Below are 26,129 nucleotides of genomic sequence, written 5' to 3'. Positions count from 1 at the left end.
TGCGGACAGCAAATGAACCCGGAATTAGAGTCCAGCGCGCACGGGCGGGCGGCCTAAGCGGCGGAGCCGTCTGAGGATTTCGCAAGCCGGGGAGGAGAGCGCCGGACTCGGCGCCGGACTCAGGGGAGGAGCCGCTGTCCGGCGGCTTGCGCCGGCGTCAGACGCCGCGCGCGGCGGCTCCAGCGCCGGGCGGCGCCGCGATCAGCTGCGGATGCGCAGGCCGGGTCCGTAGCCGTCGGCGTCCAGGAAGACGACGCCCAGCTCTTCGAAGGTCTGCACCAGCCGCGCGGCGTTGACGCCGGTCAGGACCGAAGCCCCCGACGCCTCGGCCCGCCGGATGGTGTTGACCCCCAGGCCGGAGCGCTCCGCCAGGGCCGCGACCGACAGACCGGTGGCGGCGCGGGCCGCCGCCACCTGAGCGGCCGTGGGCGTATTTTGCCCATCTGGGCGCATATTGACTCTTCCGGAAAAGCGGTGTAGCTCGCGGCCCTGTGGGCGCAAATCGCCCATATGGGCAAAAGGAGCTCACATCGCCATGCTTTCGTCTTACCTGATTCAGCCCTCCGGGGCGATCCGTCAGTTCATCCACCAGATCCCCGAGGCGGGTGGCGTCTACGCCATGCTCCTGGATCATCCCGAAGCGCTGCAGCCGGCCCTCGACCGCGCCCGCCTGCGTCTGGACCCTCTGCGCCTAGGCAAGCGCGCCATCCTCTACCTGGGCGCGACCGACGACAGCCTGCGCCGCCGTCTGAAGTGCCACCTGTCGAACGACACGGCGCGCTCGACCTTCCGCCAGAGCCTGGGCGCGGTGCTCGCCGAGGAGCTGAAGCTTGAGGCCCGCCCGAGCGGGCGCCGCGGCTTTTCGTTCGAGCCCCGCAGCGAGCTGATCCTGTCCGATTGGATCAACGACCACATTTCCATTGCGGTGCGCAGCGCGCCGCATGCGCTGGTGGAGGAGAAGACGCTGATCGCGCTCCAGGACCCGCTTCTGAACATCGCCGGGCGCCACACCAAGGCTTCGGCCGAAACCGTGCTGATCCTGCGCCGCCGGATGCGCGGCCTGCCCTTCGAGCAGAAGGCGCTGAACTGATGCGCCCGTCCTCAAGCATCCATCAGGGCCCCGCCGCCCCGTCCGCCGCCGCACCCCAAGCCGCCCCCGGCGTCGAGCGGATGACCACCGGTGAAGTTTTGGCGCTGGCCCGCATCTCGCGGGCCACCCTTTGGCGCCGCATCCAGTGCGGACGCCTGCCGCCTCCGGTCGACCAGGCGCGCCAAGCGCTCTTCCTGAGGGCCGACGTCGTCCAGGCCCTTGCCGCCGCCCGCCAGCCCGACTCGATCAGTGTTGCAATCGAGCAACGGCTGGAGGCGCTGCGCCAGCGCCGTCAAAAACAGGCTTGATTATGGGCAACACACAGAATACACCACGACCATCATTCTGGGCAACACACAGAATGAAAGGAGATGAGCACGAACAAGGAGGATTGAAAATGAAGAACTACGGACCCTGCGTGACTTTGCGCCCGCGCAAAGGCGGCATCGTGAAGTTTCGCTTCGAGGTGCGCCGTAACCGCCCGGAGGACTGGCCCCCCACCCGCACGATCCTGGTCAACGGCCGCGACGGGGTGAAGCTGGCCGACATGACCCCGCAGATGGAGGCGGAAGTCGAACGTCAGGCCGAGGCCCTCTTCCGCCAGCTCGGGCAGCTGCGTGCGCTCGAAGCTGCCGAACTGCCGCGGCCGCCGAAGATCGAACGCTCTTGGGAAGAGCTGATCGCGCTGCGCCGTGAACACTCCAACTGGCAGGGCCTGAAGCCGGCGTCGCGCGCTACCTATGCGTCCACCCAGAAGCGGATCGTCGAGCTTCTGGGCTGGGATCCGGCGCTGGCGCCGTCCATCATCCTGGAATCGCAGATCGACCGCATCTTCCTGAAGCGGGTCGTCAGTCCATACCGGCGCAAGGCGCTCTACCTGGAAACGCGCCGCCTGCTGGAGAAGGCGGTCCGTGAAAACTGGCGCGATCCCGCCTTGACGCTGAACTACAGCTGCGCCCTGCCCGAGTCTGAACTGCGGGTGTGGACGGCGGATAATCTGCGCTGCGCCGTCACCCAGGCGATCACCGACGGGGAGCGGGGTCTGGCGCGCCTGATCCTGACCCAGTGGGAGATCGGACAGCGTCTGCAGAGCGTGCGCTTCTTCCGGTACGGCTATCAGTACGAAAACGGCTGCTTCTTCTACAAATGCGTCAAGACGGGGCGCGAGATCCGCATCGAGGTGAAGAACCCGCGGGCCCGCGCCGTGCTGGACGCGACCTACGAGCATGGCGCCTACATGTTCCCCAGCGCCGAGGACGGGAAACCCTTCACGGGGGTCCAGCTGACCAAGGCGTTCACGCGGCTGCGCCGCCAGCTGAAGGGCTTCGACCCGAAGCTGCAGCTGCGTCAGCTGCGTCACACGGTGGTGCTGGAACTGGCCTTGTCGGGCTGCAACATCCCGGAGATCGCCTCCATCACCTCGCACAATCTTGCGACGGTGCACCACACGCTGAAGCACTATCTGGCCAAGGATTCCGAACTGGCCGACCGGGCGATGGAGAAGCGCGAACGCCGCCGCCTGGAGCAGGTGTCGGGTCTGACGGGCGAGATCATCGTCGACGGCGCCCGCCGCATCTACATCGGCGATCTGCCCAAGGCCGAAACGCCGGAAGGTCCGCCGGTCACGAAGGGCCGTCCGGGAAAAGCGTCCGATGAAGAGCGCTGAACACACGCGTGTGCAGCCTGATCGTCGTCTGCACGGGAGCGACGTCCTCGAAGCCGCGCTCGGCCTCATCGCGCAGGACGAAGGTCCTGGACGCCACCCTGGTCCCTCGTCCGGTTCCCCGGGCGAGGGTGAGGGTGGAGATCCCGTGCGGCCGCTCGAGCGTAGCGAGGGCAGCGTAGCCGGATCCGTCTCCTCCCACGACGGCAAAGCCGCTGGGCCGGTCACTCTCCCGGACGTTAGCGGCCGGATCCATAAGGCCGCCCAGCTCAATCATGCACGCCAAAGCCTCACCGAGGGTGGCCGCGCGCTTGAACCCCGCCAGCTCCGGCGCGGTCAGGGCGCCGGTGTCGAGCCAGAAGACCGCATCCGCGAGCTCCTGAGCGGCCTGGGCCGCTTGAGCGGGCTGGACTGCGCCGTAGAAGCCCAGGATCAGAGCCGCTGCATCCCGAGCCGTCATCTCGGAGGCTCCACGGCCCCGCTTGGTCGTCTGGATCATGCCGGCTTCGCGAACCGCTCTTGCGACGTGATCAACCGCGCCTCGCGGACGGTCGTCGATCGCCGCCACGGCGTCGACCAGGGCAGGCAGCCGGGCCATGCGATTCTCACTCCAGCGCCAGCCGGCGCGTCATCAGGGAGACTGTTCAATCTGTGTCATACCCAGAAAAAGTCCCCGGCGTCCAGCGCGCTGGTCCTTCACCGCGCATTCAACGCCGCCCCTCCCCCGCCGACTGGGGTGACGAGGAACCGCTCACGCTCCGTGAAGCGCTCGATCTGTTTTACCCCGACGGGCCGCTCACGCTCACGTCGTTCCGGACCGCCATACGACAAGGCCACCTGCGCGCGGTCAAACGGCTGGGCCAATGGTGGGTCACGCCCGCGGCTGTGCGCGGCTTGTTCGAGGTCCAAGAATGGGTAGGCCGCGAAAAGGCGCGCGCCTCTACCTCCGCACAGGGCGGGTCGACCGGCGCACCGGACGTCCGCTCGCCCCCGTCTACTTCATCCGCGACGGCGATAAGAACATCAGCACGGGCTGCGGCCCGGAGCGCCTTGAAGAAGCTGAAATCGCCCTAGCGGAGTATGTCACGGCCCGGCAGGCGGCCCTGCGCCCCAAGGGACGGGCCCAGGATCCTGAAGACGTCCTGATCGACGAGGTGGTCGCCCTCTACGCTCTGGAGAAGGCGCCCAAGGCCGCCGATCCCAAGGCGGTGGCGGCTCGGCTCGGCGCGATCCTCGACTGGTGGTCGGGGCGGACATTGGGCGACGTGCGCCGCAGCACCTGTCTGGCCTATGTCGCTCATCGCGTTCAACAGCCAGTCAAGTCGTTTAAAGACCCGTCGCGCGCGCGGCTGGTGTCGGCGGCGGGGGCGCGCCGTGAGCTCGAAGATTTGTCGGCGGCGACGAGCTGGTGGGCCGCCGAGCATCCTCTGACCCGCAAGGTGACGTTCACCTATCCGGAAACGGGGGGCGAAAGCACCCGCGACGCGCTCAGCCGCGCCCAGGTCGCGGCCCTGTTGCGCGCGGCGCGTGGCGCGCGGTTCCGCGATGGACGCTGGGAGCCGGCCGCCGCCTCCACGCGGTCGAACCGCGCGCACCTGACGCGCTTTGTGCTGCTGGGCGTCTACACCGGCAGCCGCCCCGGCGTGCTTCCCAAGCTGCGGTGGTCGCCGTCAGACGACAGCGCCTGGGTGGATTTGGACCGGGGCTGGATCTTCCGCCGCGGGCGGCGCGAACCGGACAAGCCGAACAAGCGCCGTCCGATGCACCGCATCCCCAAACGGCTCCTCGCCCACCTGCGCCGGTGGCGCCGCCAGGACGACGCGCTGAACGCCGGGCGCGCCGAGCACGGGCTGACCCCCGTCGAAACGGTCCTGCACCACGGCGGGCGGTCTCTGAAAGGCCGGGTCCGCACCGGTTACGAAGGGATCGTCGCCGATGCAGGGCTTCCCCAGGAGGTCACGCCGCACTGGCAGCGCCACACCTGCGCGACGTGGCTCATGGAGGCCAACGTGCCGTTGTCGCGGGCGGCGCAGTACCTGGGGATGACGGTTCGGACACTCGAAAAGCACTACGGCCACCACCGGCCGGATCACCAGTCTGACGTTGGCCGCGCGCTCGCCCGCGGGGGCCGCGCGGAGGCTTAGCGATTGGAGGATATTCTTAATGAAGGATCAGAACGTAGGAGCGAAGCGGCGTGAAGTGGGCCCGGTGGCGGGACATCCGCGAACCTTGAATTTTGTGGTCCCGGGCGAGGCGCGCGCCAAAGCGCGGCCGCAAGTGAGGTCGTTCGCCGGCCGGTCCCAGATGTATAAGGACTCGGTCACGGCGACGTTCGAGAACTGGGTCCGCCTGCATGCCGAAGCGGCGCTCGGCGACCAAGCGCGTTTCGAAGGACCGGTGTCGATTCGCATCGAAGTCATCACCGAGCCGGCCAAATCGCACAGCGCCAGGAAGCGGAAGGAGATGATCGCCGGGCGCATCAAGCCAACGAAATACCCCGACCTGGACAACGTGGTGAAGTCGGTGATTGACGGCTGCAGCCGCGTGGTAATCCGGGATGATGTTCTGGTCGTCGAGATCACCGCCTCAAAGGCTTATGGCGAACTGGCGGAAACGTTGGTGTGCATTCACGAGGTATAGCCTTCCGACCTCATGGCCATCGTGCAGATTTTTCGCGGGTTACGCTCACCCGGGTTTCTGCCGAACCTGCGTCCTCGCGCTTGTGTTCATGTCACGGCCGGAACAGCGACAAGACAGATTTGTTGACCGCCAGACTGGCCTCAAGGTCTCGGACGACCGAGGCGTCTGAAGCATGCCACCGAGCGACGGCGCCGAGCCGGTCACACCAGGGCTCGAAACTCCGGAGCGCAGCATGGCGATCAATCAGGCTGGCCTCTCTCCCTGTGATGATTTGCTGAAGTGCGTCCAGATCGATGTCGGGTGCGGCCTCCCGAGACCGCGCCATCATATCCCGCAGCGAATCCGCCTCGAGCCTGCGGTATTCGTCCAGCACCGCAGCGAGACGCCCGTCGTCCATCTGGACGCCCGTTGCCTCGTCGAGCGTGTGGACCGCGGCCTCAAACGCCTCTCGTCGTGTCTCGCCAACGTCGGGAACCGCCTGCAGGGCGTCGATAAGGAACTGGATCACGCCGAAAAAGGTTTCCGGGCGCGTGAGCCCGGCCTCGGGAAACTTCGCAACGATTTGATCGGCGATCGGCAGCAGTGCTTGGGCATAGGCCTGGGCCACCGCCGTTTGCTCATCGGACGGCGACCATACCCGGTCGCCGTCGAGGGCGTTGAGCAGCTCTGCATTGCCGGGGGCCAGGCCCTCACGGAAAATTTGCGCGGTGACGTCGACTAGGCCGGGGATCTTCAACAACCCGGCCGGCGTCACCCTGTCAGGTCGGACCGACGTGAACGGCTCGGCCCCCGCCGCGCGGAAGACGAGGGCGACGAGGGAGGAACAAAAGACCCCACGGTCGGTGATCGTATCCGCCAAGATGTCCGGGAAGGCTGAGGCGATGGCACGGCCCTTTGAATAGACCCGCCCGACCTCCACCTGGGCCAGCGATGCCGCGCGTTTGGCGACGGCTGCGTCCGGCCACCGCAGGATGCGAACATGGGCTAGGTCGAACGCGAAACACCGATGAAGTGACAGGGTGCTAACCCCGGCCATGCCTGCCTCGGCAAAGGTCGGCGGAGACGTGCAGATAGCCGCGTGATCGAAATCACCACCAGTGAAGGTCCGGATTGCTGTCGCGATCCGGTCGCCCTTGCGGTCGGATCCATAGACATGTCGAGTCAAGAGAATGTCGCCGGGGCGCAGGGCACCGACTTGGGGCAGCCAGACCTGAAGGCCGTCAAAATCCGGTGCAGGGGTCACAGGGAACTCCAGATGGGGACCTCAGGATGGGGCGGCTCCGAGCGAACGGCTGCCGACGTGTTCACAGGCGACCGTCTGACCTCGAGCCGACCGGCCTAAGGCGATCGGTGCCTAAGCCCTGTCATCTGGGGGTGCGCCGCCGTGGTTTCCAGCGGCGTTCAGCGCCAGTTGGGGGATATTCGCAGCGCAGCAAGAACTGGACGTTCGGTCGAAGGCGACGCAGGGGTCCGCTAACGACCGGAATGGACCTTCACTCGACCCGGCAGTGATGGCGCAGCGGAGCACCTCTCTCAGCATAGGGACGTGGTTTCGACCGACGGCGGCGTAGACCCGCTCGCCCGACCGTGTCGCGGTCGCCAACGCGCGGTACATGAAGACGTTTCTCCGCTCGCTGGAAGCGGCATTGAGCGTCGCCATAAAGCGGCCGCCTGTCTGTTCGTCGTCCGCCGTCGGATCGAACCAGGAACCAGGAGCCGACCGCCAATCAGTACCGTCTGCCCAGTACGTAGCGTAGGCGGCGTCGAGTTCCTCGATGGTGGCGAAAGGAAGCGCCATGGCGCCGACCGCAGATTGCAGCCGGCTGAGCAGCGAGGACACCGCATCGTCGAGAGCAGGCCCTTGCAGCCCTTCCCGGTCCCGCAGGCGAGCCGCCTCTCGCAAGACGAAGAAGAGTTCGACCTGATCGGGCGGATAGTTTTCCGTCAGCCCGATGAACAGATCGATGGGCGGCGGCTCAAGGCTACGTGTCGGCAAGTCTGCGTCGGAAGCGAGCCAGCGTACGAAGCCGCTCTCCCCTCGTGTCCGGATGGTGCCTGGCCCATCGGTCCCGATGCCACGGTCAGGCCCCACATAGAACACCAGGGTCGGCCGGGCTCGGGCAAACGTTTCCTTGATCATCACGAACTGACTGTCGTCGGGATCGCGAGAGTGCTTGACGCCCACAAACGTCAGATGGCCTGCGGCACCAGTGATTTCTGTCGTCCATTGGGTGTCCGGCGTTCCAACCCAGTCCGCATAAGACAGCAGGTTTTGCTCACAGGTCTCGATCAAGCCGGCTGACTGATAGGTCAGCAGTACGACCGCCAGAGCAGCAAGCATCGATCGCTCCACGGTCGAAGGCTGAGGTTTACCCTTTGCGAAGGAGGCCTGATCTTAAGCCATCACGCAAGGGCACGGCCTCAGGCGCGGTCGTTCGCCGGGCGGGCCGCACTCCTGTTAGCGGGCGGCCTGACGGGCGATCGCCGCCTCCTTACGGAACCCGGCCTTGTCCAGCCGACGGGCGAAATCCGTCAGCGCTTCTGGCGGGCCGTGCCGCCGGAGCGCTTCGATCGCGATGGCCAGAAGCGTTTGATTGTCTTCGGTGAGCTCCCCGCCGGGGCCTCGCTTCAAGTCGCGGATGAAGGGATCCATCCAGGCGGCGTCGCCGCCAGACGGCGCTGGCACCTGCCGGTTAGGCCGCCCGGCCGCACCCCCTGCTCCAACTGCGCCAGCCTTATAAGATCGCCGGGGATGCTCGACCGCACGTCTCGCGTCGGACGCCGTGAACTCAGCGCGCAGGGTTTCTCCATTGGGACCGGAATACTCGAAGCGCACATCGCTGTCTGACTGAGCGGCGAGCTGAAAGATCTCCACGGCCGACCGGTTGCCAGCGGCGCGGCTGGCCTGATCGACTCCGTGCTCACGGGTCAGGGTCACATGCTTGCTGACGATCTCAGCGAAATCGTGAAGGGTGACGGCCACGGCGGCGATGGTGAAGCCGGCCTTCAGAACCTTGAGAATGATCTTTAGTGAGCCGCTTTCCGCCCGCGCGACGAGGAGTTCGCCGCCTCTGGTCTGACGTTTGTACTCCGACGCCAGAGCCTTCAGAACCTCGCTTAGCTGCGCGGCGCTGACCGGCTCGCGGTTGTTCAGGTAGAGGGTTAGGGATCCAGGAGCAAAGGCATCATCCTCAATCGGCGTCATCGTCAAAGCGGCCTCAGATGTAGAATTTGAATGGTTGTTTCTCGGCGCCTGCAGCACTGCCCATGACCAGGATGTCCCCGACCTTGTCCGCAAACCGGATTGTCACAGGCATGGCGTCGCTGAAGTTGCAGGCGTTGTAGTTGATCTTGGTCAAACCCAGAATGTCGGTAAGCACCGCGCCGATCTGGGGCAGTCCGTTTGAGGACCTCAACACCGTCACGTAGAGAGGGTTGGGCGTCTCGGGGCCGAGATAGGTGTCGATCCGCGGCGCATACCCCGATGCCCACAGATAGGCGTCGCGATCACCCAGGATCAGCGCTGTGCCCCGCAGGCAGGGATAGTCGCCGTCGCGGAAAAGCTTGGTTTCCCCGTAGGTCGACTTGATGCGGACGCCGACGACATTGGTCTCCTGCGGCGCGGCTTCCACAAAGGCTTCCCACTCCTCATCGTTGAAGCTCGTGCGGCCATGAATGAAGAGCTCCGCGGGGTAGGCGCCGAACTTCGACTTGTACGTCTCCACCACCATGGTGAGGAGGTTTTTCGCAACGGCTGCGGGGAGATGAAACTCCTTCTCCTGCGTCTGCCAGGGTCCGTTCGCTCCGCGGAAAACCACGCCGTCGCCCTCGCTCAGGAACATCTGGGCGGCGCAGCACACGTAGTCCTGGGGGTGGTTGGGCAGCAGCTTGAAGACGAGCCCCACGTAGCAGACGCCCGGTCTCATATCCGCGATGCGCCAAGGCGGGCTGCCTTGGGTCTTGTAGAAGAGGCCGGTCGCCAGGTTCCAGGCCACCGTCGCCTCGTCCTGGGTGCCGCGGCGCGGATAGCCGGCGGCGTTCAAGAACTCCTGCGGCGCCAGCGTCGTCTCCCGCACGAGCTGAGAGGGCGCAGCCAGTTTGAGCAGCCGCGCCTTGATCTGCCGATGGAAGTCGGGAACGTCATCGAACACTTGTTCGAGCGACTGGTCGATGACGCCCGCCAGAAGGGGCAGATCAGACCGGCTGGCCTGCTTCTTCCCATGCTCGCCGGGCGTGAGATCGCCTTTGCGCCGCTTTCCCATGTTCGGGCGGCAGGTCTCGAAAACGATCTCCGGGACGACGAACACCCAGACATCGATGGCGACCTCTTCGTGCGCCGCGTGCCGTTCGACCGGCGCGAGAAAGAGATCAGCGGTCGCCGCGACCGCCTCATGGTGGTTGACGACATTCACCGTCTCGGCGATCCGGCTGCCGTCTATGGCGTAGGTCACGAGCTTTGCAGGGTCGAGGCGCAGGCCGAACGCTTCTTCCAGTCCGGGAAAGTCGGACAGATGCAGCCGGTGCAGCTTGTCCCGCCGTCCCCGCGCCGGGATTTTTACTTCACCGCGCAAGACCTCAGCCCATTTCCGGAACAGGGTGAGGCCGTGCTGGGTGCCCACGACGCCAACGCGTATGTCGGGCCTGTCGGGGCCGTTTGCCGGGCCGTAGAGATAGAGCCCGTCCTTGGGATGGTCCGACACCTGCCCATGCCCGAAACCCAGGCGGGGCTCTGCGATGTAGGTGGCTGGCAGCGAGGTTTCGGCGAAAACCGTCATGCGTCCGCTTCCTCTTCCTGGAAGCCTGTCAGAGTCGAGCGGTCGGTTTCTTCGGCATCCTCACCCAGCTGATGGGTCTGGCGCGCAGTGACCGGTGCGGTGAACTGAACCGGCATGGCGTCCAGCGTGATGCGGTCGCCGGAACCCACGGCGAGATCCACATAGGGGCTTTCTCCCGCCAGCAGCTCCATGAACGCCATCAGCCGCCCGTGCCAGGCCTTGTTGCGCCAGCCTGAACAGATGGACCGGCGCAAGCGGAACTGCGCGCGCTTGTCCGCGATAACGACAGTCTTCTCTGGCCCAGTCAGGTCCGAAAACAGGACGCGCCCCTTCAGCTTCAAATGGGGGTAGGGGAAAAGGCTCGGGGTCGCGCTGACCCCGTATTCCCACACCCGGTTCTTGGCCTTGTTGCGCAGCATGGAGTTGCGCCGCTCGCCCTGGCGGCCCCAGCTCACGCGCTTGCCCAAGCCGAGCTTCCTGGCGTCGACGTGAAAAGCGGTGGCTCCGGAGAACTCGCGGGCAAAGAAGCCTTCGCGGATGCAGTGTTTCTCCCACGCCTGACGCAGAAGGTTGTTCAGCAAACTGTGGGCCTCACGGCTCTTGATACCCAGATCCGCGGCACCGTCTGACATGAAGTCTTCGAGGCCGATCCGGGCTTCGATCCGGAACCGGCCCACGGGGAGGAAATGCTCCTCCATCTCGAGCGGGGAGACGAAGCCGAGAAACCCTTGGCCGAAGCGCGCCAGAGGAAAACTGAAGCTGCGGCCGAGACGGCCGAGCAGGGCGTCGTCAGCCGGGCTTGTGGGCGTCAGATAAGAGATCTCATCGGGCATACTCATGATGCGCAGCCAGTTCGACGTCAGCGTCTCGGGCGAACGCTCCACGGCGATCGCCAGCCGCCGCTGATAGTCCGACCAGGCCGGCTGGATTACGCCGCCGCCCGCTTTGACGACCCCTTGGCGGTCCAGTGATTTCAGCAGGGAGGTCAGACCTGGCGCCCAACCAGAACAGAAGTCCACATACTGCAGACCGCCGATGCCGAAGACCTTTTTGAAAGGCTTCAGGCGCAGGGGAATGATGAAGTTCGGGTCCTGGAGCTGTTTGACGAGATCCTCAGCGATGCTGATCTCCTCGCGGACCCCGCGGCGCTGGAGCGTCTCATCGCTGCAGCACAGCAGCATGCGTGCCGCCCGCTCTTGCAGTGACGACGTCAGCTTCCCGCGCCACTCGTCCCCGGCGTCGAGGCCCAGGATGTCGGCGAAGACCCGATAGCCTGCCGCTTCCAGCCGCGGGGCCAGCCACAACACGAACGCGTCGTCGCCCGGCGTCGCCTTAGAGATGAATATCGAATCACGAGGGGCTGAACCGTTCTCCATATGTACTGGATAAGGGTTCCGCCTCCGGTTGTCCCAGCAAAACGATTTCTATCCAGCCCCCGCTTGAATACCTCGCTGCCCAACCGGGGCGGTGATAGCCAGATACTGACCAGCAACAGATGAAATCGATCGCAATGGATGCGCACCAGACGGCAAGGGCCAGCACCGAAAACGCCGCCAGGACGGGCTTGCACGAGGATTGTGGTTACGTTGACATCGTAGGGGTCACAGGTTCAATCCCTGTCGCGTCCACCATTCCTTTCCAAGACATTCATAGCGTTGAAGAAACCGCTCTCGGGCGGTCGAATACGCGCGTTTGCTACAGCGGCTTGCTACCTAACCCTCCCAACGGCCCTCTTCACCGTATCCACGGTCATCTTTCAGCGGTGCTCCTGGCTGATCGTCAGGAGAACCCTGGTGTGTTCGTTTCCGAAACATTACGGCAACATCATGTATTGACAATGACGGACTGGGGCTTCATTTGCCATTTCTGTCGCGCTGAGTGAGGCGGCGTAGCATGAACTGGCAAGACATGGCTGTGACGATAAGACGAGCCAAAACCGAAACGCTGTCGCTTCGTTTGGACCCCAAAACCAAGTTTATGCTCGATTTCATGTCGAGGGTTCAGGGACAGAGCATCACCACAGTCGTTGAACGCGCTGTCCAGAAGGTTGCGGCGGGCGTCAGTGTCGCGGACTACAACTCAGCCGACAGGACGTGGGCGACGTTCTGGGACGCCAGCGAAGGCGTTAGAACCCTGAATCTCATAGGGGATGCGGACTATCCTACGAATTTCGAAGAAGACGAACTTCTGTCCTTCGCCAAGACTCATTGGCCCTTCTTTTACACGTCGGAACGAGCGACGTCGCCGCGCCGCGCCTTTGTGGATGTGTTGTGGCCGAAGGTGGACGTTTATCTGAACCTTTGGCGAGAGAAGCGCCAGACCAACTATTGGGCCGCTGGCGAAGCGATGCGCGTGGACCTCGAGGCAGCGCGCATCGCTGCCCCCGAGTGGCCCGCCAAGGCCACGACTGAGCCGACCACCATCGAGCTCAACGATGAGATTCCGTTCTGATGGCCCTCGCGTTCCAGCCTCGTCCGGGCACCGTCGTTATGTGCGATTTTGCAGGCTACGTTCTGCCCGAGATGGTCAAGGTGCGGCCTGTCGTAGTGATTGCCCGCAACCGCAAAAATCGACAGTTGGTCACGGTCGTCCCTCTATCGACAACCGCACCCAACAATATGGAGGATCACCATCACCAACTCAGCGCAAACCCCTTGCCGGGCAAGGCGGCAGTGGTGTGCTGGGCCAAATGCGACATGATCGCCACGGTCTCGCTCTCGCGACTTGATCGCTATCAGGTGGCCCGCCGCCAATTCGTCGCACCGGCCATATCCCAAGCGGACTTCAAAGCGATTCAGGCAGCAGTTATAAACGCTTTGGGCCTTCGTCAGCCTCCTGCCGAGTGACGCTCAGTCGTAACGAGGTTGAATTTTCCGGCCGTAGAGCGTATATAGAGACCGTTCCCTTATGGGACTTGCGAGACTACCTCTCGGGGTAGCCGGTGCGGCAAAGGCGATGACAAGCCCGCCGCTTCCGTGAAATGGGGCCGCGAAAGCGGCCCTTTGTCGTTTTTGTGTGCAGAACGAATGAGATAAGCCCAATCAGCCGGGAGGCGCTCCACGCCCCCGGCCCCGCCGCCCCTTACCGCGGCGCGCGCTTGGCCAGGATGCGTTGCAGGGTGCGGCGGTGCATGCCAAGGCGGCGGGCGGTTTCCGAGACATTGTGGTCGCACAGCTCATAGACCCGCTGGATATGCTCCCAGCGCACCCGGTCGGCGCTCATCGGGTTTTCGGGCGGCTCGGGGGCCGCGTCGCCGCTCGCCAGCAGGGCCTTGACCACGTCGTCGGCGTCGGCGGGCTTGGACAGATAATCGACGGCGCCGGCCTTGACCGCCGCAACCGCCGTGGCGATGGCGCCGTAGCCGGTCAGCATCACGATCCGGGCGTCCTCGCGCCGCTCGCGCACCGCCTCGACGATCTTCAGCCCGTTGCCGTCCTCCAGCCGCATGTCCAGGACGGCGAAGGCCGGGGCCTTTTCGTTCAGCCGCAGCTGAGCCTCGGCGACCGAGGCGGCGGTGGTCACCTCGAAGCCGCGCGCCTCCAGCGCCCGTCCCATCCGGGTGCGCAGGGCCTGGTCGTCGTCCAGCAGCAGCAGGGACTTGTCGGGCAGGGCGGCGATGCGGGTCTCAAGCTCGGGCATTCTGTTCTCCTGCTGAATCAAGTCGGGGCCGGAAGTCGTTCGGTCAAGGGCGAGCGGCCGCCTGCGACGCTTCGACCCAATACGGGCGGGGACGGGGTTTGGACGCGCTCAGGCCGCCACCTCCAGCGCCGGACGGGCCCATCGCACCGCCACGCGCGCGCCGCGCAGGGGAGCGCGGCCTTCGGGGGCGGCGCCCGGCCGCGGCAGGCCCTGGCCCACGCTGACCACCCCGCCGGTCCGCTCCAGCAGGGTGCGGGCGATGAAGAAGCCCAGGCCCATGCCGCCCTGGCTGGGGGCGACCGTGGTCTCCGGCCCGCCGCGCCCGGCGCCGGAGGCCGCAGCGGCGATCTGGGCCGCCAGGGCCAGGCGCGCCTTGCCGTGCGGGCGGCTGGTCACATAGGGCTCGCCCAGCCGGGGCAGGATGTCGCTGGGAAAGCCCGGCCCGTCGTCCAGAATGGCGATCTCGATCCAGCCGGCGTCGACCTGGGCCTGGACCCGCACGGTGGAGGCGGCGAAGTCGGCGGCGTTCTCGACCAGGGTCGACAGGCCGTGCACCACTTCGGACAGGCGGCGCACGCGCGGGGCCGGCTGACCGGGCGGGGTCTTGACCAGGACCTCAAAGGCCAGGTCGAAGCCCCGGTGCGGCTCGACCACCTCCTCCAGCAGGGCCTTCAGGGCCACGTCGGCGTACAGGGCGTCGTCCCCCTCCGGTCGGCGCGACAGCTGGGCCAATATGCCCCGGCACCGTTCGGCCTGTTGCAGGATCAGGGCCGCGTCCTCGGCGGCGTCGCTGTCGGGCGCCGAGGCGCGCTGAAGTTCCTTGGCTACGACCTGGATGGTGGCCAGCGGCGTGCCCAACTCATGGGCCGCGGCCGCCGCCAGACCGCCCAGGGCCGCCAGTCTCTGTTCGCGCTGCAGCACGTCCTGGGTCGTGGCCAGGGCCAGCTCCAGCTTCTCGGCGTCGGCCGCCACCCGCCAGGCGTAGCCGGCGGTGAAGACCACACCGGTCACCAGGGCCATGGCCATGCCCAGCCGATAGAGCAGGGGCAGGTGAAAATTCTCTCCCGGACGCCAGGGCAGGGGCTCAGACCAGAAGAACAGCACCCCCACGGCGATCAGGGCCAGAAGGCCCAGCGCCACGGCCTGGCGCGCGGGCAGGGCGGCGGCGGCGATCGTCACCGGCGCCACCAGCAGCAGACAGAAGGGGTTCTCCAGCCCGCCGGTCAGGCCCAGCAGAAGGCTGAGCTGAAAAATGTCGAACCCCAGGTGCAGGGCCGTGGTGCGTCCGTCCGGCAGGCTGGCCTCCAGCCGCCGCACCCGCGCCATGGCGCCCACGTTCACCGCAGCGCTGACGGCGATGACGATCAGACAGGGCCACAGCGGCAGAGGGAAATGCAGCCCCTGAGACGCCGTCAGGATCGCTGCGCTCTGCCCCAGTATGGTCAGCCAGCGCAGGACGATCAAAGTCCGCAGGGAAAAGCCGCGTCCCCTACGGGCGCCGTCGGCGGGGCCGGGCTGCGACAGGGCGCTGTCCACGGTCGCCCCCTCTGAAAGGGACGGCCGCCCGTGCGGCGCGATGTGGTCTTCTGTCGAGGTCACCGGCCTTCTATAGACCGGGGCCGAGGTTTTCGTCAGAGGTCGTCATGCCGCGTCGTTCCATCCTGCTGTTCGCCGGCGCCTGTCTCGCCATCGCCGCCGCCCTGGCCATCGTCACCGTGGTGGTGGTCGGCAATCGGCCCAGCGCGACCCGGGGCGAGATCGGCGCGACCGGCCAGCCCCTGGTCGGCGGCGACTTCCAACTGGTGAACCAGGACGGGCGTCCGGTCGATCAGACCCTGCTGAACGGCAAATGGAGCCTTGTCTTCTTCGGCTTCACCTACTGCCCCGAATTCTGCCCCACCACCCTGGCCGAACTGGCCGCGGTGCAGCAGCGGCTGGGCGACAAGGCCGACGATTTCCAGATCGTCTTCGTCAGCGTCGATCCCGAGCGCGACACGCCTCAGCAGCTTAAGGACTATCTGTCCTCAGACGGCTTCCCCAAGGGGACCATCGGCCTGACGGGCACGCCGGAACAGGTGGCCCAGGCGGCCAAGGCCTACCGGGCCTATTATGAAAAGGTCGGCGAGGGGGAGGGCTATACGATGAACCATTCGCTGACCGTCTATCTGATGGGGCCCGACGGCCGATTCCGCTCCGCCGTCGCCTATGGCCTGGGGCCTGACAAGGCGACAAAGATCATCGAAGACGCCATGGCGCGGGGCTAACCCCGCTCCTTGGTCTTGGTGAAGGCCACCTTGGGGAAGCGTTCGCCGACATAGCCGGTCTCCCAGCTGGACTTGGCCAGGAAGACCGGGGCCTGGTCGATGTCGCGGGCCATCTGGGGGCGGTATTTGCCCATGAAGTCCTCCAGATCGGCGTCGGACGCGTCGGAGGTCGGGGCGATCCAGCGGGCCTCGGCATAGGGGCTGGGTTCGAAGACGACGTCCAGGCCGTATTCCTCGCCCAGCCGGTCGGCCATGACCTCGAACTGCAGCTGGCCCACGGCGCCGACGATGAAGTCGGCCCCGATCTCCGGGCGGAACAGCTGGGTCACGCCTTCCTCGGCCAGACCCTCCAGCGCCTTCTTCAGGTGTTTGGCCTTCAGCGGATCCTTGACCCGGACCCGTTGCAGGATTTCAGGCGCGAAGTTCGGCAGGCCGGCGAACCGCACCACCCCGCTCTCCGACAGGCTGTCGCCGACCCGCAGCACCCCGTGGTTCGGAATGCCGATCACGTCGCCGGCGAAGGCGTCCTCGGCCAGTTCCCGGTCCGAGGCGAAGAACATGATCGGCGCATTGACCGACAGGGACTTGCCGGTGTTCTGGACCTTCAGCTTCATGCCGCGCTTGAAGGCGCCCGAAGCCATGCGGAACATGGCGATCCGGTCGCGGTGGTTGGGGTCCATATTGGCCTGGACCTTGAAGACGAAGCCGGTGACTTCTTCAGCGCCGGGATCGACCACCGTTTCGACAGCGGGCGGGGCGTTGCGGGTCTCGGGCGGCGATTCCTTTCTGGCCTTCATCACCTTGGGCGCCGGGGCCCACTCGCCGATGGCCTTCAGCAGTTCGTCTATGCCGAAGTGGCGCAGGGCCGAGCCCCACAGGACCGGCGTCAGATGGCCCTCCAGGAAGGCCTGGCGGTCAAAGGCCGGATAGCCGCCCTCGACCAGTTCGACCGCCTCGCTCAGCGCGTCCTGCTCGCCCGCCTCGAAATAGTGGGCCGCCTGGTCCAGGGGCAGGGCGGGGGGATGGTCGGGGTCCTCGGCGGCGCCGGCGGCCTTGCGGGCATAGGGCTGGAACCGGCCGGTCCCGACCTCGACCATGCCGCGCAGACGATTGCCGCTCTCGGCCGGCCACCAGATGGGCGCCGGGTCCAGCTGCAGCCGCGAGGCGATGTCGTCCAGCAGGGCCATCGGGTCCTGGGCCTCGCGGTCCAGCTTGTTGATGAAGGTGATGATCGGAATGTCCCGAAGACGACAGACCTCGAACAGTTTCAGCGTCTGCGGCTCGATCCCCTTGGCGGCGTCCAGCACCATGATGGCGCAGTCGGCGGCGGTCAGGGTGCGATAGGTGTCTTCCGAGAAGTCCTCGTGCCCGGGCGTATCGAGCAGGTTGAACATCTTGCCGTCGTGCTCGAACGTCATGACCGAGGCGCTGACGGAAATGCCCCGCTCCTTCTCGATCTTCATCCAGTCAGAGCGGGTGCGGCGGTTCTCGCCCCGCGCCCGCACGGCGCCGGCCGCGCGAATGGCGCCCCCGGCCAGCAGGATATGCTCGGTCAAGGTCGTCTTGCCGGCGTCCGGGTGGGCGATGATGGCGAAGGTGCGCCGGCGCGCGGCTTCTTCAGGCAGGGTCAGTGAGGACATGGCGCGCGACTAGCGCGCCCGGCGCAGAAAGTCACTCGCCGGAGCGCTGCGCCTTTGCGCCACATCAAATAACCCCTCGCCATAAGGGGCTATTGGAGTCATGCTCGGCTTTGAGGAAGCGATCAGGCCGTCAGAGCCGGGCGTTCCTCTCCCGGAGCGATCCGGGTTCATAGGGAAAGGAAATGACGATGGCTGTGATCCATCCAGAAGACCGCGTTTCGGGCCTCGATCGCTCGTCCTACGAGCGCCCGCGCAAGATGCACCCGGCCATAGGGCTGGCGATGGGCTTCGGCTTCATCTTCGCCGTCGCCGCCGTCGTGCACATCCTGTTCACGGCGCTCTGACGCGGGTTTGAAGGCCGCCGCGTCAAGCGGCCAGACGGTTCCAGACGGCGCGATCGGCGGCGATCGCGTCGAGGCGACGGCCCTTGTCGTGCAGCTGTCCCATGACGGCGTCGGGCAGGGTGCAGAAGCGCGGCTCGACCAGATCGGGATTGCACCCGGCCTCGGGCGCGGCGAACAGGGCGGCGTTGACGTCCGGGCTGCGCTCGGCGATCAGCCAGGCCAGGCGGCGCGCCCGTGAGGGATCGTTGCGGTGCAGCAGCGGATCCTCGGCGAACAGCTCGCAACCCAGCTCCAGCACATAGTCGAAGCCCAGCTTCTCGAACCGGCGCGCGTCGGCGGGCGTGACCGGGCAGGCCTCGTCCAGGTCGAACACGACGTCGTTCAGAAGAAACAGCATGGGCGCGACGCCTTCGGCGATCCGGACGCGATGTCGTCCGTGATCCCCGTTTTAGCCGCCTTGGCTTGCAGTCCCGTTCACGGACGCGGTTAAGCCTTTGTGACCGGCGGGCTCACCCCGCGCCCATCACCCAGCGCCCATCACCCCGCACCCAGGGCGCCCACCGCCAGATTGACCGCCAGGGCTACGATCACGGTGTTGAAGACGAAGGCGGTCAGGCTGTGGACGCTGGACAGCCGACGGACGCCCCGGTCGCTGATCTGCACATCAGCCGTCTGGCAGGCCACGCCGATGATCAGGGCGAAATGCAGAAAATCCCAATAGTCGGGCTGGGTCTCGCCAGGAAACATCAGGCCGCCGCGGTCCCCGCCCTCGTGGTCCCGCTGATAGAAGGCGTGGGCATAGTGCAGGGCGAACATCAGATGGATGAAGGTCCAGGACAGGGCGACCGTCCCAAGGGCCAGCAGGCCGCCCGTCAGGGGAGAGCCGTGGCTGCGCGCCTCGCCGACCACCACGACGACGCTGGCCGCCGCCGCCAGAAGGCTGAGCGGCAGGACGGCCGCGCCGGTCTGATCCAGGGCGGCGGCGCGCCGGCGGATCGCATCGGCGTCCTGGGCCCGGGCCATCCGCGCCAGGGTGGCGGCGATGAAGACCGCGACCCCGGCGATCCAGCCATAGGCCGTCCGGGTCAAGGCGTCGTCGGCCACGGGGGTGAAGAGGGCGACGGCGATCACCACCCCCAGGCTGGCGAGGAGAACGCCGTAGAGGCGAAGGGGGCGAAACAGGCTCATGACCGCCGATCATGACGCCGGGCGCGCCCTGGGCAAGGGGGCAACCGAGCCCCCCGCATCCCCCTAGACGAAAAGCGAAGGGGCTGACGCGACGTGACCCTTGCGAAGCCCGGCGTGGTCGGCTTACGTGATCACGCATTGTTACAGCCTGGCCGCCGCCGGAAAGGGTTCCCCATGACCGTTTATGAAGATCGCGCTGGATTGCAGGTCGCGGCCGAACTCGCGGCCCTGATCGAACAGGAGGTCCTGCCGGGCCTGGGCCTGGACCCGGCGGGCTTCTGGTCGGGAACGGCGGCCGTCTTCGCCCGGTTCGCCCCGGAAAACCGCGCCCTTCTGGCCCATCGCGACGCCCTTCAGGCCCGGATCGACGACTGGCACGACGGGCGTCGAGGCCGGCCCTATGACGTCGCCGCCTCCCAGACCTTCCTGCGCGAGATCGGCTATCTGGTTGAAGAGCCTCAGCCCTTCACCATCGGCACGACCGGGGTGGACGCCGAGATCGCCCGGATGGCGGGGCCGCAGCTGGTGGTCCCGATTCTAAACGCCCGTTTCCTGCTGAACGCGGCCAACGCCCGCTGGGGCAGTCTGTATGACGCCCTTTACGGGACGGACGCCCTGGGCGACCTGCCGAAAGGCGGCGGCTATGATCCCGAACGCGGCGCCCGGGTCGTGGCCCGCGCCAAGGCGTTTCTGGACGAGGCCGTCCCTCTGACCGACGGTTCCTGGTCCGATCTGACCGACGCGGACGCCGTCGTGCTGAAGGATGCAGCCCAGTTCGTGGGACGGACGGAAGGCTCGCGCCTGTTCCGCCACAACGGGCTGCATATCGAGGTGATCTTCGACCGCACCCATCCGGTCGGGCGCAGCGACCCGGCGGGGATCGCCGATGTGGTGCTGGAATCGGCCCTGACCACCATCTGCGACCTGGAGGATTCGGTCGCCGCCGTCGATGCGGCGGACAAGGTCTGCGCCTATCGCAACTGGCTGGGTCTGATGAAGGGCGACCTGGTCGAGACCTTCGACAAGGGCGGCAAGACCCTGACCCGCCGCCTGAACCCGGACCGGGCCTTCACCGCGCCGGACGGATCGACCCTGACGCTGAAGGGCCGTTCGCTGCTGTTCGTGCGCAACGTCGGCCATCTGATGACCACTCCGGCCGTCCGGCTGTCGGACGGGTCCGAAGCCCCGGAGGGGATTCTGGACGCCGTCGTGACCAGCCTGATCGCCCTTTACGACATCAAGGGGCTGGGCGGGCTCGGCAACAGCGCCACGGGCTCGGTCTATATCGTCAAGCCCAAGATGCACGGCCCGGACGAGTGCGGCTTCACCAACCGTCTGTTCGACGCGGTCGAGGATCTGTTGGCCCTGCCGCGCCACACGATCAAGGTCGGGGTGATGGATGAGGAGCGTCGCACCTCGGCCAATCTGGCCGCCTGCATCCATGCGGTGAGGGACCGGATCGTCTTCATCAACACCGGCTTCCTCGACCGCACCGGAGACGAGATCCACACCGCCATGCGGGCTGGCCCGGTGGTGCGAAAGGGCGACGTCAAGTCCAGCGCCTGGATCGCCGCCTATGAGGCGCGCAACGTCGCCATCGGCCTGAAATGCGGCCTGTCGGGCAAGGCCCAGATCGGCAAGGGCATGTGGGCCGCGCCCGACCGGATGGCCGACATGCTGGAGCAGAAGATCGCCCATCCGCGGACCGGCGCCAACACCGCCTGGACCCCGTCGCCGACCGCCGCCACCCTGCATGCGCTCCACTATCACGCGGTCGACGTCTTCGCCGTCCAGGCCGAGGTGGCGACGCGGCCGACGCCGGGGCTGGACGATCTGCTGACCCCGCCCCTGGCGAACGGCGTCAACTGGTCCGAGGACGAGGTGAAGGCCGAGCTGGACAATAACGCCCAGGGCATTCTCGGCTATGTCGTCCGCTGGATCGACCAGGGGGTCGGCTGCTCCAAGGTGCCCGACATCCACGACATCGGCCTGATGGAGGACCGCGCCACCCTGCGGATCAGCTCCCAGCATATCGCCAACTGGCTGTTGCACGGCGTCTGCACGGCCGAACAGGTGGACGCGGCCCTTCTGAGAATGGCCGCCAAGGTGGACGCCCAGAACGCCGGCGACCCGCTGTATCGTCCCATGGCGCCCGATCCGGACGCCAGCCTGGCCTATCAGGCGGCCCGCGCCCTGGTGTTCCAAGGGGTGGAGCAGCCGAACGGCTATACTGAGCCCCTGCTTCACGCCTATCGGCTGAGGGCCAAGGGGCAGCGTTAAAACCCTCCGTCACCCTCGGGACAAGCCCGAGGGTGACGGGTTTCATGGTCTAATCCCCCGTCCTTCCCGGCGGCTTATCCGGCGCGGGCTCCAGCGGGCCTTCTTCATCCTCGGCCTTCATCAAGTCCTCGGCGGCGTCGTTGCTGGCGGCTGTCTGCCTCTGGGGCGCGGCGGGCGTCGGCTTGGTTCCGCGACCATAACCCAGCCGGCCCAGCGCCTCGTCGCCCTCCAGGCCGAAGGCGCTGCGAATCCGCAGGTCGGTCTGGGGGAAGGGGACTTCGATCCCGGCCCCGTCCAGGGCGTCGGCGATCAGCCAGGTATAGGCCGCGTGCATGGCCGCCGGTCGCTTGACCGCCTCGCGCGTCGGCCAGACCAGCAGTTCGAACTCCAGGCCCTTGTCGCCGAACCCCACCAGCCAGACCTGGCTCTTGCGCGCCTCGGTCTCGGGCAGGGTGAAGGGGCTGGACCGGGCGCAGGCCAGCACCGCCTCGCGCACCCTGCCCCGATCCGACCCATAGGCGACGGCGAAGGGGATGTGGATGCGGCGGGTGTCGCCCTTCAGGGTCCAGTTGGTCACCGGCTGTTCGATCAGCCGCGAATTGGGCACCAGGACATTGACGTTGTCATTGGTCCTGACCCGCGTCGCGCGCGGCCCGATCTCCATGATGGCGCCGCGAATGCCGATGTCCTCGATCTCGATATAGTCGCCGACAGAGACCATCCGGTCGAAGATCAGGAACAGGCCCGAGACGAACTCCTTGACCACCCCTTGCAGCCCCAGACCCACCCCTATGCCCAGGGCGCCGGCGAAGACGGCCAGGGACGACAGGTTCAGCCCCGCCGTCGACAGGGCCGCCATGACGCCCAGTATGATGACCGCATAGCCCGACAGCCGCTCCAGCAGATACAGGGCCTGACGGCTGCGTTCCGCCCGTTCACGCACCCGGCGCAGGGCGCGGGTGATCAGCCAGCTGACGCAGAAGGCGGCGATCAGGATCACGCCTGCCCCGACCAGACCGCCGAGGGTCAGGCTGGCGCCGGCGATCCGCAGGACCGGCGACTGTTCGATCGCCTCCAGGTTCAGCTTCTCGATCGTAGAGACCATCCGCCTCAAGCGCGCGGCGAAAGGCCAAGGTTCCGCCCGCGATGACGCGCGTTTCCGTCAGTGACCCATGACGGCCTGGATTTCGCCGAACAGCCCGGCGGAGGTGAAGGGCTTGCCCAGGTGACGGTTCGCCCCGGCCTCCCGACAGGCGGCCACATGCTCCGCCTGGGTATTGGCCGTCAGCATGATGATGGGCGCCGGCGGCCGACCCGCAGCCTGTTCCCGGTCGCGAATGCGAGCGACCGCCGTGATTCCGTCCATCCGAGGCATCTGGATGTCCATCAGGATCAGGTCGAACCGTTCGCGCTCCACGGCCTCCACCGCCTCCACCCCGTCCTCCGCCATGACCACGTCGGCGACGCCGTCCAGCATCATCTCGACGATCCGCCGGTTGGTGGGGTGATCGTCGACGACCAGGACGTTCATTCGCCCTTGCGCCGCCGCAGCCCCCGGGTCGTCGCAGACGGCGGCGAGGGGGATGTCCAGCCAGAAGACCGAGCCCCCGCCCTCGCGCGGTTCGCCGTCCACCTCGCCGCCCATAGCCCTTGCCTGCTCGCGCGCCAGAGCCAGGCCCAGCCCCATGCCGCCGAAGCGCCGCGTCAGGGCGTCGTCGCTCTGATGGAAGGGGGTGAACAGGGCGTCCTTCTTTTCAGGCGCGAAGCCGACGCCCGTATCCAGACAGGCGAAACGGATCACGCCGTTCTCGCGGCCTTCGATCCTCAGGCGGATCTCGCCCCGGTCGGTGAACTTCAGTCCATTCTGCAACAGGGGCGTCAGGATGCGCCCCAGGGCCTCCGCGTCGCCCAACAGCCGGGCCGGGAGGTCGGGCGAAATCTCGAGATGCAGGGCCAGACCCTTGGCCTCCGCCGCCGCGCGGTGGGGCGCGACAAGCTGTTCGGCGAAGGCGGTCGGCTCGAACGGCCCGGCCTTGGGCGCGCTGGGCGCAGCGCCCATGCGCGACACGGCCATCAGATCCTCGAAACGGTGCTGAAGCGACGTCGCCGAGGCCCGAATCATTGCGGCGATCTCGCGGATGTCGACGGTGTCGGCGCGACTGTCCAGAAGGTCGGCGCCGGCGATCACCCCGTTCAGCGGCGTGCGGATCTCGTGGGTGATGTTCGATATGAAGGCGCTGCGGGCGTGATTGGCGCGTTCGGCCTGCTCCAGGGCGGATCGCAGGGCGTCTGCGTCTCGCTGTCTCTGGGTCACGTCTTCCGCCAGGCCGATCAGATGGCGCAGACCGTCGTCGTCATAGGTGGCGACCTTGGTCGCCTCCAGATAGCGGACGCCGCCGCGGCCGTGATCCTCATGCACGGCGGTCTCTCGGCCTCTGGTCATGGCGGCGGCCGTCCATTCGGCCAGGCTCGAAGGCAGGACCTCGGCGGGCTTCAGCCCCGCCAGGCCCCCCACCCGGTCGAACAGGGTCTCTGCGGCCCTGTTGGCCAGGATGAAGCGTCCGGTCCGGGCGTCCTTGACCGTCAGGGCCAGGGGCAGGACATCGATGACCGTATTCAGAAAGGCGCTCGATTCCGTCTCGGCCGTCACGTCCTCCGACTTGGCCAACAGCCGCACGATCCGGCCTTGATCGTCGCGGACCGCGCTGACCAGGGTGTTCAGATAGAGGCCCGCGCCGTCCTCAGCGCCTTCGGACCTGGAAAGCCGGGCGCGGAAGGAGAAGGCGCGACCGGCCCGCGCCTCCCTGACCGCAAGATCCACCGAGGCGCGGCAGGCGGACGGCCATATGTCGCGCCAATCCTGGGCGGGGTCGTTCGGAGCGGAAGTTCGAAGTCGCCGCGCCGCGCTGTTGACGTAGACTATTCGCCCCGAGGGGTTAAGCAGCCATACATTCGCTGGACAAGCTTCTGCGAGTTGGGCGTGAAAAGCATCGCCTTCGTAAGCCGTCTCGGCTTGAGGAGCGAACCTGTTCAACATTGAACTCCTAAACACTCAACACGATTCAGCTCCTCAGTATGCCGCACGGAGATGAAGTCGGAGTAAATCGGGCCGGTGAAATATTGCCCGCGCAAGTCTAGGTACATCTGCGTATGGCAAGCTTGAGCGGCATTTAACCATCCACGTCAATGATGCTTCCAGTTGTAGCGCCATAGCCGTGCGGGGGATGGATGAGACGAGTGTTGGTGGATGCGGCCCTGGTGGTTCGCAATGTCGCGGGTCTGCGCCAGTCCATTCTGGACGCCTTCGAAGAGGACGACGCCGTCACCCTGGACCTGGTCGAGGATCAGGCCGTCGATCTGTGCGGCGTCCAGCTGATCGAGGCGGCGCGCCGTCAGGCCCAGGCCGTCGGCAAGACCTTGAGCCTGGCGCATCCGGGCGAGGCGTTTCGCCCGGTGCTGGAAGCGGCGGGTTTTCTGACCGAGGCGTCCGAGGACGACCTGCGGTTCTGGTTTCATGAAGGATCGGTTCAATGACGGCTTCCATCCTGACCGTTGACGACTCGCCCAGCATCCGCATGGCCTTGAAGATCGCCCTGACCGGCGCCGGCTATTCGGTCGCCGAGGCCGGCGACGGCGCCGAGGGCATCGCCAAGGCCAAGGCCAGCGCCTTCGACCTGATCATCACCGATCTGAACATGCCGGTCATGGACGGCCTGACCATGATCGAAGAGATGCGCCGCATGCCCGAACAGATGGGCGTGCCGATCGTCTTCCTGACCACCGAGTCCGACGAGGGCATGAAGGCGCGGGCCAAGGCCGCGGGCGCCACGGGCTGGCTGACCAAACCGTTCGATCCCGACCAGCTGGTGCGGATCGCTAAGAAGGTGCTGGGCCGATGAACGAAGCCATCGCCATCTTCCAGGTTGAGGCGCGCGAGAACCTGGAACTGATCGAACAGGGCCTGCTGGACCTGCTGGATCGTCCCGAAGACCGGGATCTGGTCGACGCCGTCTTCCGCGGCCTGCACACGCTGAAGGGGTCGGGGGCCATGTTCGGCTTCGACGCCCTGGCCGGCTTCACCCACCATTGCGAAACCGCCTTCGACCGGGTCCGCAAGGGCGAGGTGGCGGCGACCACGGATCTGGTCTCTGCGGTTCTGGCCGCCCGCGACCACATGCGACAGCTGCTGGAGGATCCGTCGGGCGATCACGGCGCCGCAGGCGACGCCCTGCTGGCCGATCTGGAGCGCGCAGTGCGCGAGGCTGACGGCGCCGCCGCGCCGGAGACCCCGAAGGCCGGCGCGACGACCTGGCGCGTGAAGTTCGAACTGCCCGCCGACGCCTTCCGCAACGGCGCCAACCCCCTGGCCCTGCTGAACGAGCTGCGCGACCTGGGCGAGGCCCATGTGGTGGTCGATACCTCGCGGGTGCCGCCGCTCAGCCGGATGGAGCCGACCGACCTCCATCTGGGCTGGACCGTCACCCTGACGACCGAGCACGGCCGCTCGGCGATCGAGGACGTCTTCATCTTCGTCATGGACGAGATGACCCTGAGCATCGAAGCGGTGGACGCCGAAGCCGCCGCCCCGCAAGAGGCTCCCCAAGCC

The 26,129-nt window shown here is 66.6% G+C and carries 27 protein-coding genes and 1 tRNA gene; 14 read left to right on the top strand and 14 right to left on the bottom strand.

Annotation, left to right across the window (positions count from 1 at the left end):
- Positions 1-201 precede the first annotated feature (201 nt).
- Positions 202-453, bottom strand: a complete 252-nt coding sequence (locus AC07XS_RS02865; RefSeq protein ID WP_182713444.1) for a transcriptional regulator — start codon at positions 451-453, stop codon at positions 202-204.
- An 82-nt stretch (positions 454-535) separates the two neighbouring features.
- Here AC07XS_RS02865 and AC07XS_RS02860 point away from each other — a divergent pair, with 82 nt between their 5' ends.
- The 3 genes from AC07XS_RS02860 to AC07XS_RS02850 all read left to right on the top strand — a co-directional run bounded on the left by AC07XS_RS02860 (position 536) and on the right by AC07XS_RS02850 (position 2,756).
- Complete coding sequence (locus AC07XS_RS02860; RefSeq protein WP_182713445.1) at positions 536-1,090, top strand: GIY-YIG nuclease family protein; 555 nt, start codon at positions 536-538, stop codon at positions 1,088-1,090.
- Entirely contained in the window at positions 1,090-1,398 is a 309-nt protein-coding gene (locus tag AC07XS_RS02855) for a hypothetical protein (protein WP_182713446.1), read from the top strand. The genes AC07XS_RS02860 and AC07XS_RS02855 overlap by 1 nt, the downstream gene beginning before the upstream one ends.
- A 140-nt stretch (positions 1,399-1,538) precedes the next feature.
- A complete protein-coding gene (locus AC07XS_RS02850; RefSeq protein ID WP_182713447.1) occupies positions 1,539-2,756 on the top strand; it encodes a hypothetical protein in 1,218 nt (405 codons plus the stop codon).
- Here AC07XS_RS02850 and AC07XS_RS02845 read toward each other — a convergent pair.
- The gene (locus AC07XS_RS02845) at positions 2,713-3,351 is read right to left on the bottom strand and encodes a hypothetical protein (protein ID WP_182713448.1); all 639 of its coding nucleotides are present in this window, start codon (positions 3,349-3,351) and stop codon (positions 2,713-2,715) included. The two genes, AC07XS_RS02850 and AC07XS_RS02845, sit on opposite strands and share 44 nt — an antisense overlap.
- Positions 3,352-3,664: 313 nt before the next feature.
- Here AC07XS_RS02845 and AC07XS_RS02840 point away from each other — a divergent pair, with 313 nt between their 5' ends.
- Both AC07XS_RS02840 and AC07XS_RS02835 read left to right on the top strand, forming a co-directional pair.
- On the top strand, positions 3,665-4,897 hold the full coding sequence (locus AC07XS_RS02840; protein WP_182713449.1) for a tyrosine-type recombinase/integrase: 1,233 nt from the start codon (positions 3,665-3,667) through the stop codon (positions 4,895-4,897).
- A 19-nt stretch (positions 4,898-4,916) separates the two neighbouring features.
- Positions 4,917-5,393, top strand: coding sequence for a RusA family crossover junction endodeoxyribonuclease (locus AC07XS_RS02835; protein ID WP_182713450.1), 477 nt, complete (start codon positions 4,917-4,919; stop codon positions 5,391-5,393).
- Between the two features lie 91 nt (positions 5,394-5,484).
- Here AC07XS_RS02835 and AC07XS_RS02830 read toward each other — a convergent pair whose 3' ends face one another.
- The 5 genes from AC07XS_RS02830 to AC07XS_RS02810 form a co-directional block, all read right to left on the bottom strand.
- Positions 5,485-6,636: a hypothetical protein gene (locus AC07XS_RS02830; RefSeq protein ID WP_182713451.1), complete on the bottom strand. Its 1,152-nt coding sequence runs from the start codon at positions 6,634-6,636 to the stop codon at positions 5,485-5,487.
- Between the two features lie 111 nt (positions 6,637-6,747).
- Positions 6,748-7,734: a hypothetical protein gene (locus AC07XS_RS02825; RefSeq protein ID WP_182713452.1), complete on the bottom strand. Its 987-nt coding sequence runs from the start codon at positions 7,732-7,734 to the stop codon at positions 6,748-6,750.
- A gap of 117 nt (positions 7,735-7,851) precedes the next feature.
- The gene (locus tag AC07XS_RS02820) at positions 7,852-8,604 is read right to left on the bottom strand and encodes a hypothetical protein (protein ID WP_182713453.1); all 753 of its coding nucleotides are present in this window, start codon (positions 8,602-8,604) and stop codon (positions 7,852-7,854) included.
- A 7-nt stretch (positions 8,605-8,611) separates the two neighbouring features.
- The gene (locus tag AC07XS_RS02815) at positions 8,612-10,168 is read right to left on the bottom strand and encodes an argonaute/piwi family protein (RefSeq protein WP_182713454.1); all 1,557 of its coding nucleotides are present in this window, start codon (positions 10,166-10,168) and stop codon (positions 8,612-8,614) included.
- Positions 10,165-11,544: a toll/interleukin-1 receptor domain-containing protein gene (locus tag AC07XS_RS02810; RefSeq protein WP_182713455.1), complete on the bottom strand. Its 1,380-nt coding sequence runs from the start codon at positions 11,542-11,544 to the stop codon at positions 10,165-10,167. Before AC07XS_RS02810 ends, AC07XS_RS02815 begins: the two co-directional genes overlap by 4 nt.
- 136 nt (positions 11,545-11,680) lie before the next feature.
- Between AC07XS_RS02810 and AC07XS_RS02805 the strand changes: the two genes are divergently transcribed.
- From AC07XS_RS02805 to AC07XS_RS02795, 3 genes are all read left to right on the top strand, one after another.
- A tRNA-Val gene (locus AC07XS_RS02805) sits at positions 11,681-11,799 on the top strand.
- A 262-nt stretch (positions 11,800-12,061) separates the two neighbouring features.
- Positions 12,062-12,619 (top strand): hypothetical protein, encoded by a 558-nt coding sequence (locus AC07XS_RS02800; RefSeq protein WP_182713456.1) that lies wholly within the window; start codon positions 12,062-12,064, stop codon positions 12,617-12,619.
- Positions 12,619-13,014 (top strand): type II toxin-antitoxin system PemK/MazF family toxin, encoded by a 396-nt coding sequence (locus AC07XS_RS02795; protein ID WP_182713457.1) that lies wholly within the window; start codon positions 12,619-12,621, stop codon positions 13,012-13,014. The genes AC07XS_RS02800 and AC07XS_RS02795 overlap by 1 nt, the downstream gene beginning before the upstream one ends.
- A 235-nt stretch (positions 13,015-13,249) precedes the next feature.
- Here the strand turns inward: AC07XS_RS02795 and AC07XS_RS02790 are convergent, their stop codons facing one another.
- Positions 13,250-13,807, bottom strand: coding sequence for an ActR/PrrA/RegA family redox response regulator transcription factor (locus tag AC07XS_RS02790; protein WP_054764658.1), 558 nt, complete (start codon positions 13,805-13,807; stop codon positions 13,250-13,252).
- Positions 13,808-13,915: 108 nt separating this feature from the next.
- Positions 13,916-15,406 (bottom strand): ActS/PrrB/RegB family redox-sensitive histidine kinase, encoded by a 1,491-nt coding sequence (locus AC07XS_RS02785; RefSeq protein ID WP_321207944.1) that lies wholly within the window; start codon positions 15,404-15,406, stop codon positions 13,916-13,918.
- 44 nt (positions 15,407-15,450) lie between these two features.
- Here AC07XS_RS02785 and AC07XS_RS02780 point away from each other — a divergent pair, with 44 nt between their 5' ends.
- Complete coding sequence (locus AC07XS_RS02780; protein ID WP_182713458.1) at positions 15,451-16,071, top strand: SCO family protein; 621 nt, start codon at positions 15,451-15,453, stop codon at positions 16,069-16,071.
- Here the strand turns inward: AC07XS_RS02780 and AC07XS_RS02775 are convergent.
- Positions 16,068-17,711, bottom strand: a complete 1,644-nt coding sequence (locus AC07XS_RS02775; protein ID WP_182713459.1) for a peptide chain release factor 3 — start codon at positions 17,709-17,711, stop codon at positions 16,068-16,070. The two genes, AC07XS_RS02780 and AC07XS_RS02775, sit on opposite strands and share 4 nt — an antisense overlap.
- A 188-nt stretch (positions 17,712-17,899) precedes the next feature.
- Between AC07XS_RS02775 and AC07XS_RS02770 the strand changes: the two genes are divergently transcribed.
- On the top strand, positions 17,900-18,055 hold the full coding sequence (locus AC07XS_RS02770) for a hypothetical protein (protein WP_182713469.1): 156 nt from the start codon (positions 17,900-17,902) through the stop codon (positions 18,053-18,055).
- Positions 18,056-18,077: 22 nt separating this feature from the next.
- Here AC07XS_RS02770 and AC07XS_RS02765 read toward each other — a convergent pair whose 3' ends face one another.
- Both AC07XS_RS02765 and AC07XS_RS02760 read right to left on the bottom strand, forming a co-directional pair.
- Positions 18,078-18,452, bottom strand: coding sequence for a hypothetical protein (locus AC07XS_RS02765; protein ID WP_182713460.1), 375 nt, complete (start codon positions 18,450-18,452; stop codon positions 18,078-18,080).
- A gap of 140 nt (positions 18,453-18,592) precedes the next feature.
- Positions 18,593-19,243, bottom strand: coding sequence for a DUF1345 domain-containing protein (locus AC07XS_RS02760; RefSeq protein WP_152949446.1), 651 nt, complete (start codon positions 19,241-19,243; stop codon positions 18,593-18,595).
- A gap of 174 nt (positions 19,244-19,417) precedes the next feature.
- Here AC07XS_RS02760 and AC07XS_RS02755 point away from each other — a divergent pair, with 174 nt between their 5' ends.
- Entirely contained in the window at positions 19,418-21,523 is a 2,106-nt protein-coding gene (locus AC07XS_RS02755; protein ID WP_182713461.1) for a malate synthase G, read from the top strand.
- Positions 21,524-21,572: 49 nt separating this feature from the next.
- Here the strand turns inward: AC07XS_RS02755 and AC07XS_RS02750 are convergent, their stop codons facing one another.
- Both AC07XS_RS02750 and AC07XS_RS02745 read right to left on the bottom strand, forming a co-directional pair.
- Positions 21,573-22,628, bottom strand: coding sequence for a mechanosensitive ion channel domain-containing protein (locus tag AC07XS_RS02750; protein ID WP_182713462.1), 1,056 nt, complete (start codon positions 22,626-22,628; stop codon positions 21,573-21,575).
- A gap of 57 nt (positions 22,629-22,685) precedes the next feature.
- Entirely contained in the window at positions 22,686-24,560 is a 1,875-nt protein-coding gene (locus tag AC07XS_RS02745) for a PAS domain-containing hybrid sensor histidine kinase/response regulator (RefSeq protein ID WP_082382599.1), read from the bottom strand.
- Positions 24,561-24,751: 191 nt separating this feature from the next.
- Between AC07XS_RS02745 and AC07XS_RS02740 the strand changes: the two genes are divergently transcribed.
- The 3 genes from AC07XS_RS02740 to AC07XS_RS02730 form a co-directional block, all read left to right on the top strand.
- A complete protein-coding gene (locus AC07XS_RS02740) occupies positions 24,752-25,057 on the top strand; it encodes an STAS domain-containing protein (protein WP_082382600.1) in 306 nt (101 codons plus the stop codon).
- Positions 25,054-25,422 carry a response regulator gene (locus AC07XS_RS02735; protein WP_054764668.1) on the top strand — a complete coding sequence of 123 codons (369 nt, stop codon included), beginning with the start codon at positions 25,054-25,056 and terminating at the stop codon, positions 25,420-25,422. The genes AC07XS_RS02740 and AC07XS_RS02735 overlap by 4 nt, the downstream gene beginning before the upstream one ends.
- Positions 25,419-26,129: Hpt domain-containing protein (locus tag AC07XS_RS02730; protein ID WP_182713463.1), on the top strand; the 711-nt coding region annotated here is incomplete at its 3' end. The genes AC07XS_RS02735 and AC07XS_RS02730, both read left to right, overlap by 4 nt.

Source organism: Brevundimonas sp. GW456-12-10-14-LB3, assembly GCF_059424365.1.
This window is presented reverse-complemented; position numbering and strand designations above follow the sequence as displayed.

Coding starts and splice junctions, on each gene's coding strand:
- AC07XS_RS02865 (WP_182713444.1), bottom strand. CDS start 453: ATGCGCCCAGATGGGCAAAATACGCCCACGGCCGCTCAGGTGGCGGCG.
- AC07XS_RS02860 (WP_182713445.1), top strand. CDS start 536: ATGCTTTCGTCTTACCTGATTCAGCCCTCCGGGGCGATCCGTCAGTTC.
- AC07XS_RS02855 (WP_182713446.1), top strand. CDS start 1,090: ATGCGCCCGTCCTCAAGCATCCATCAGGGCCCCGCCGCCCCGTCCGCC.
- AC07XS_RS02845 (WP_182713448.1), bottom strand. CDS start 3,351: ATGGCCCGGCTGCCTGCCCTGGTCGACGCCGTGGCGGCGATCGACGAC.
- AC07XS_RS02840 (WP_182713449.1), top strand. CDS start 3,665: ATGGGTAGGCCGCGAAAAGGCGCGCGCCTCTACCTCCGCACAGGGCGG.
- AC07XS_RS02835 (WP_182713450.1), top strand. CDS start 4,917: ATGAAGGATCAGAACGTAGGAGCGAAGCGGCGTGAAGTGGGCCCGGTG.
- AC07XS_RS02825 (WP_182713452.1), bottom strand. CDS start 7,734: ATGCTTGCTGCTCTGGCGGTCGTACTGCTGACCTATCAGTCAGCCGGC.
- AC07XS_RS02815 (WP_182713454.1), bottom strand. CDS start 10,168: ATGACGGTTTTCGCCGAAACCTCGCTGCCAGCCACCTACATCGCAGAG.
- AC07XS_RS02810 (WP_182713455.1), bottom strand. CDS start 11,544: ATGGAGAACGGTTCAGCCCCTCGTGATTCGATATTCATCTCTAAGGCG.
- AC07XS_RS02800 (WP_182713456.1), top strand. CDS start 12,062: ATGAACTGGCAAGACATGGCTGTGACGATAAGACGAGCCAAAACCGAA.
- AC07XS_RS02795 (WP_182713457.1), top strand. CDS start 12,619: ATGGCCCTCGCGTTCCAGCCTCGTCCGGGCACCGTCGTTATGTGCGAT.
- AC07XS_RS02790 (WP_054764658.1), bottom strand. CDS start 13,807: ATGCCCGAGCTTGAGACCCGCATCGCCGCCCTGCCCGACAAGTCCCTG.
- AC07XS_RS02780 (WP_182713458.1), top strand. CDS start 15,451: ATGCCGCGTCGTTCCATCCTGCTGTTCGCCGGCGCCTGTCTCGCCATC.
- AC07XS_RS02775 (WP_182713459.1), bottom strand. CDS start 17,711: ATGTCCTCACTGACCCTGCCTGAAGAAGCCGCGCGCCGGCGCACCTTC.
- AC07XS_RS02770 (WP_182713469.1), top strand. CDS start 17,900: ATGGCTGTGATCCATCCAGAAGACCGCGTTTCGGGCCTCGATCGCTCG.
- AC07XS_RS02765 (WP_182713460.1), bottom strand. CDS start 18,452: ATGCTGTTTCTTCTGAACGACGTCGTGTTCGACCTGGACGAGGCCTGC.
- AC07XS_RS02760 (WP_152949446.1), bottom strand. CDS start 19,243: ATGAGCCTGTTTCGCCCCCTTCGCCTCTACGGCGTTCTCCTCGCCAGC.
- AC07XS_RS02755 (WP_182713461.1), top strand. CDS start 19,418: ATGACCGTTTATGAAGATCGCGCTGGATTGCAGGTCGCGGCCGAACTC.
- AC07XS_RS02750 (WP_182713462.1), bottom strand. CDS start 22,628: ATGGTCTCTACGATCGAGAAGCTGAACCTGGAGGCGATCGAACAGTCG.
- AC07XS_RS02745 (WP_082382599.1), bottom strand. CDS start 24,560: ATGTTGAACAGGTTCGCTCCTCAAGCCGAGACGGCTTACGAAGGCGAT.
- AC07XS_RS02740 (WP_082382600.1), top strand. CDS start 24,752: ATGAGACGAGTGTTGGTGGATGCGGCCCTGGTGGTTCGCAATGTCGCG.
- AC07XS_RS02735 (WP_054764668.1), top strand. CDS start 25,054: ATGACGGCTTCCATCCTGACCGTTGACGACTCGCCCAGCATCCGCATG.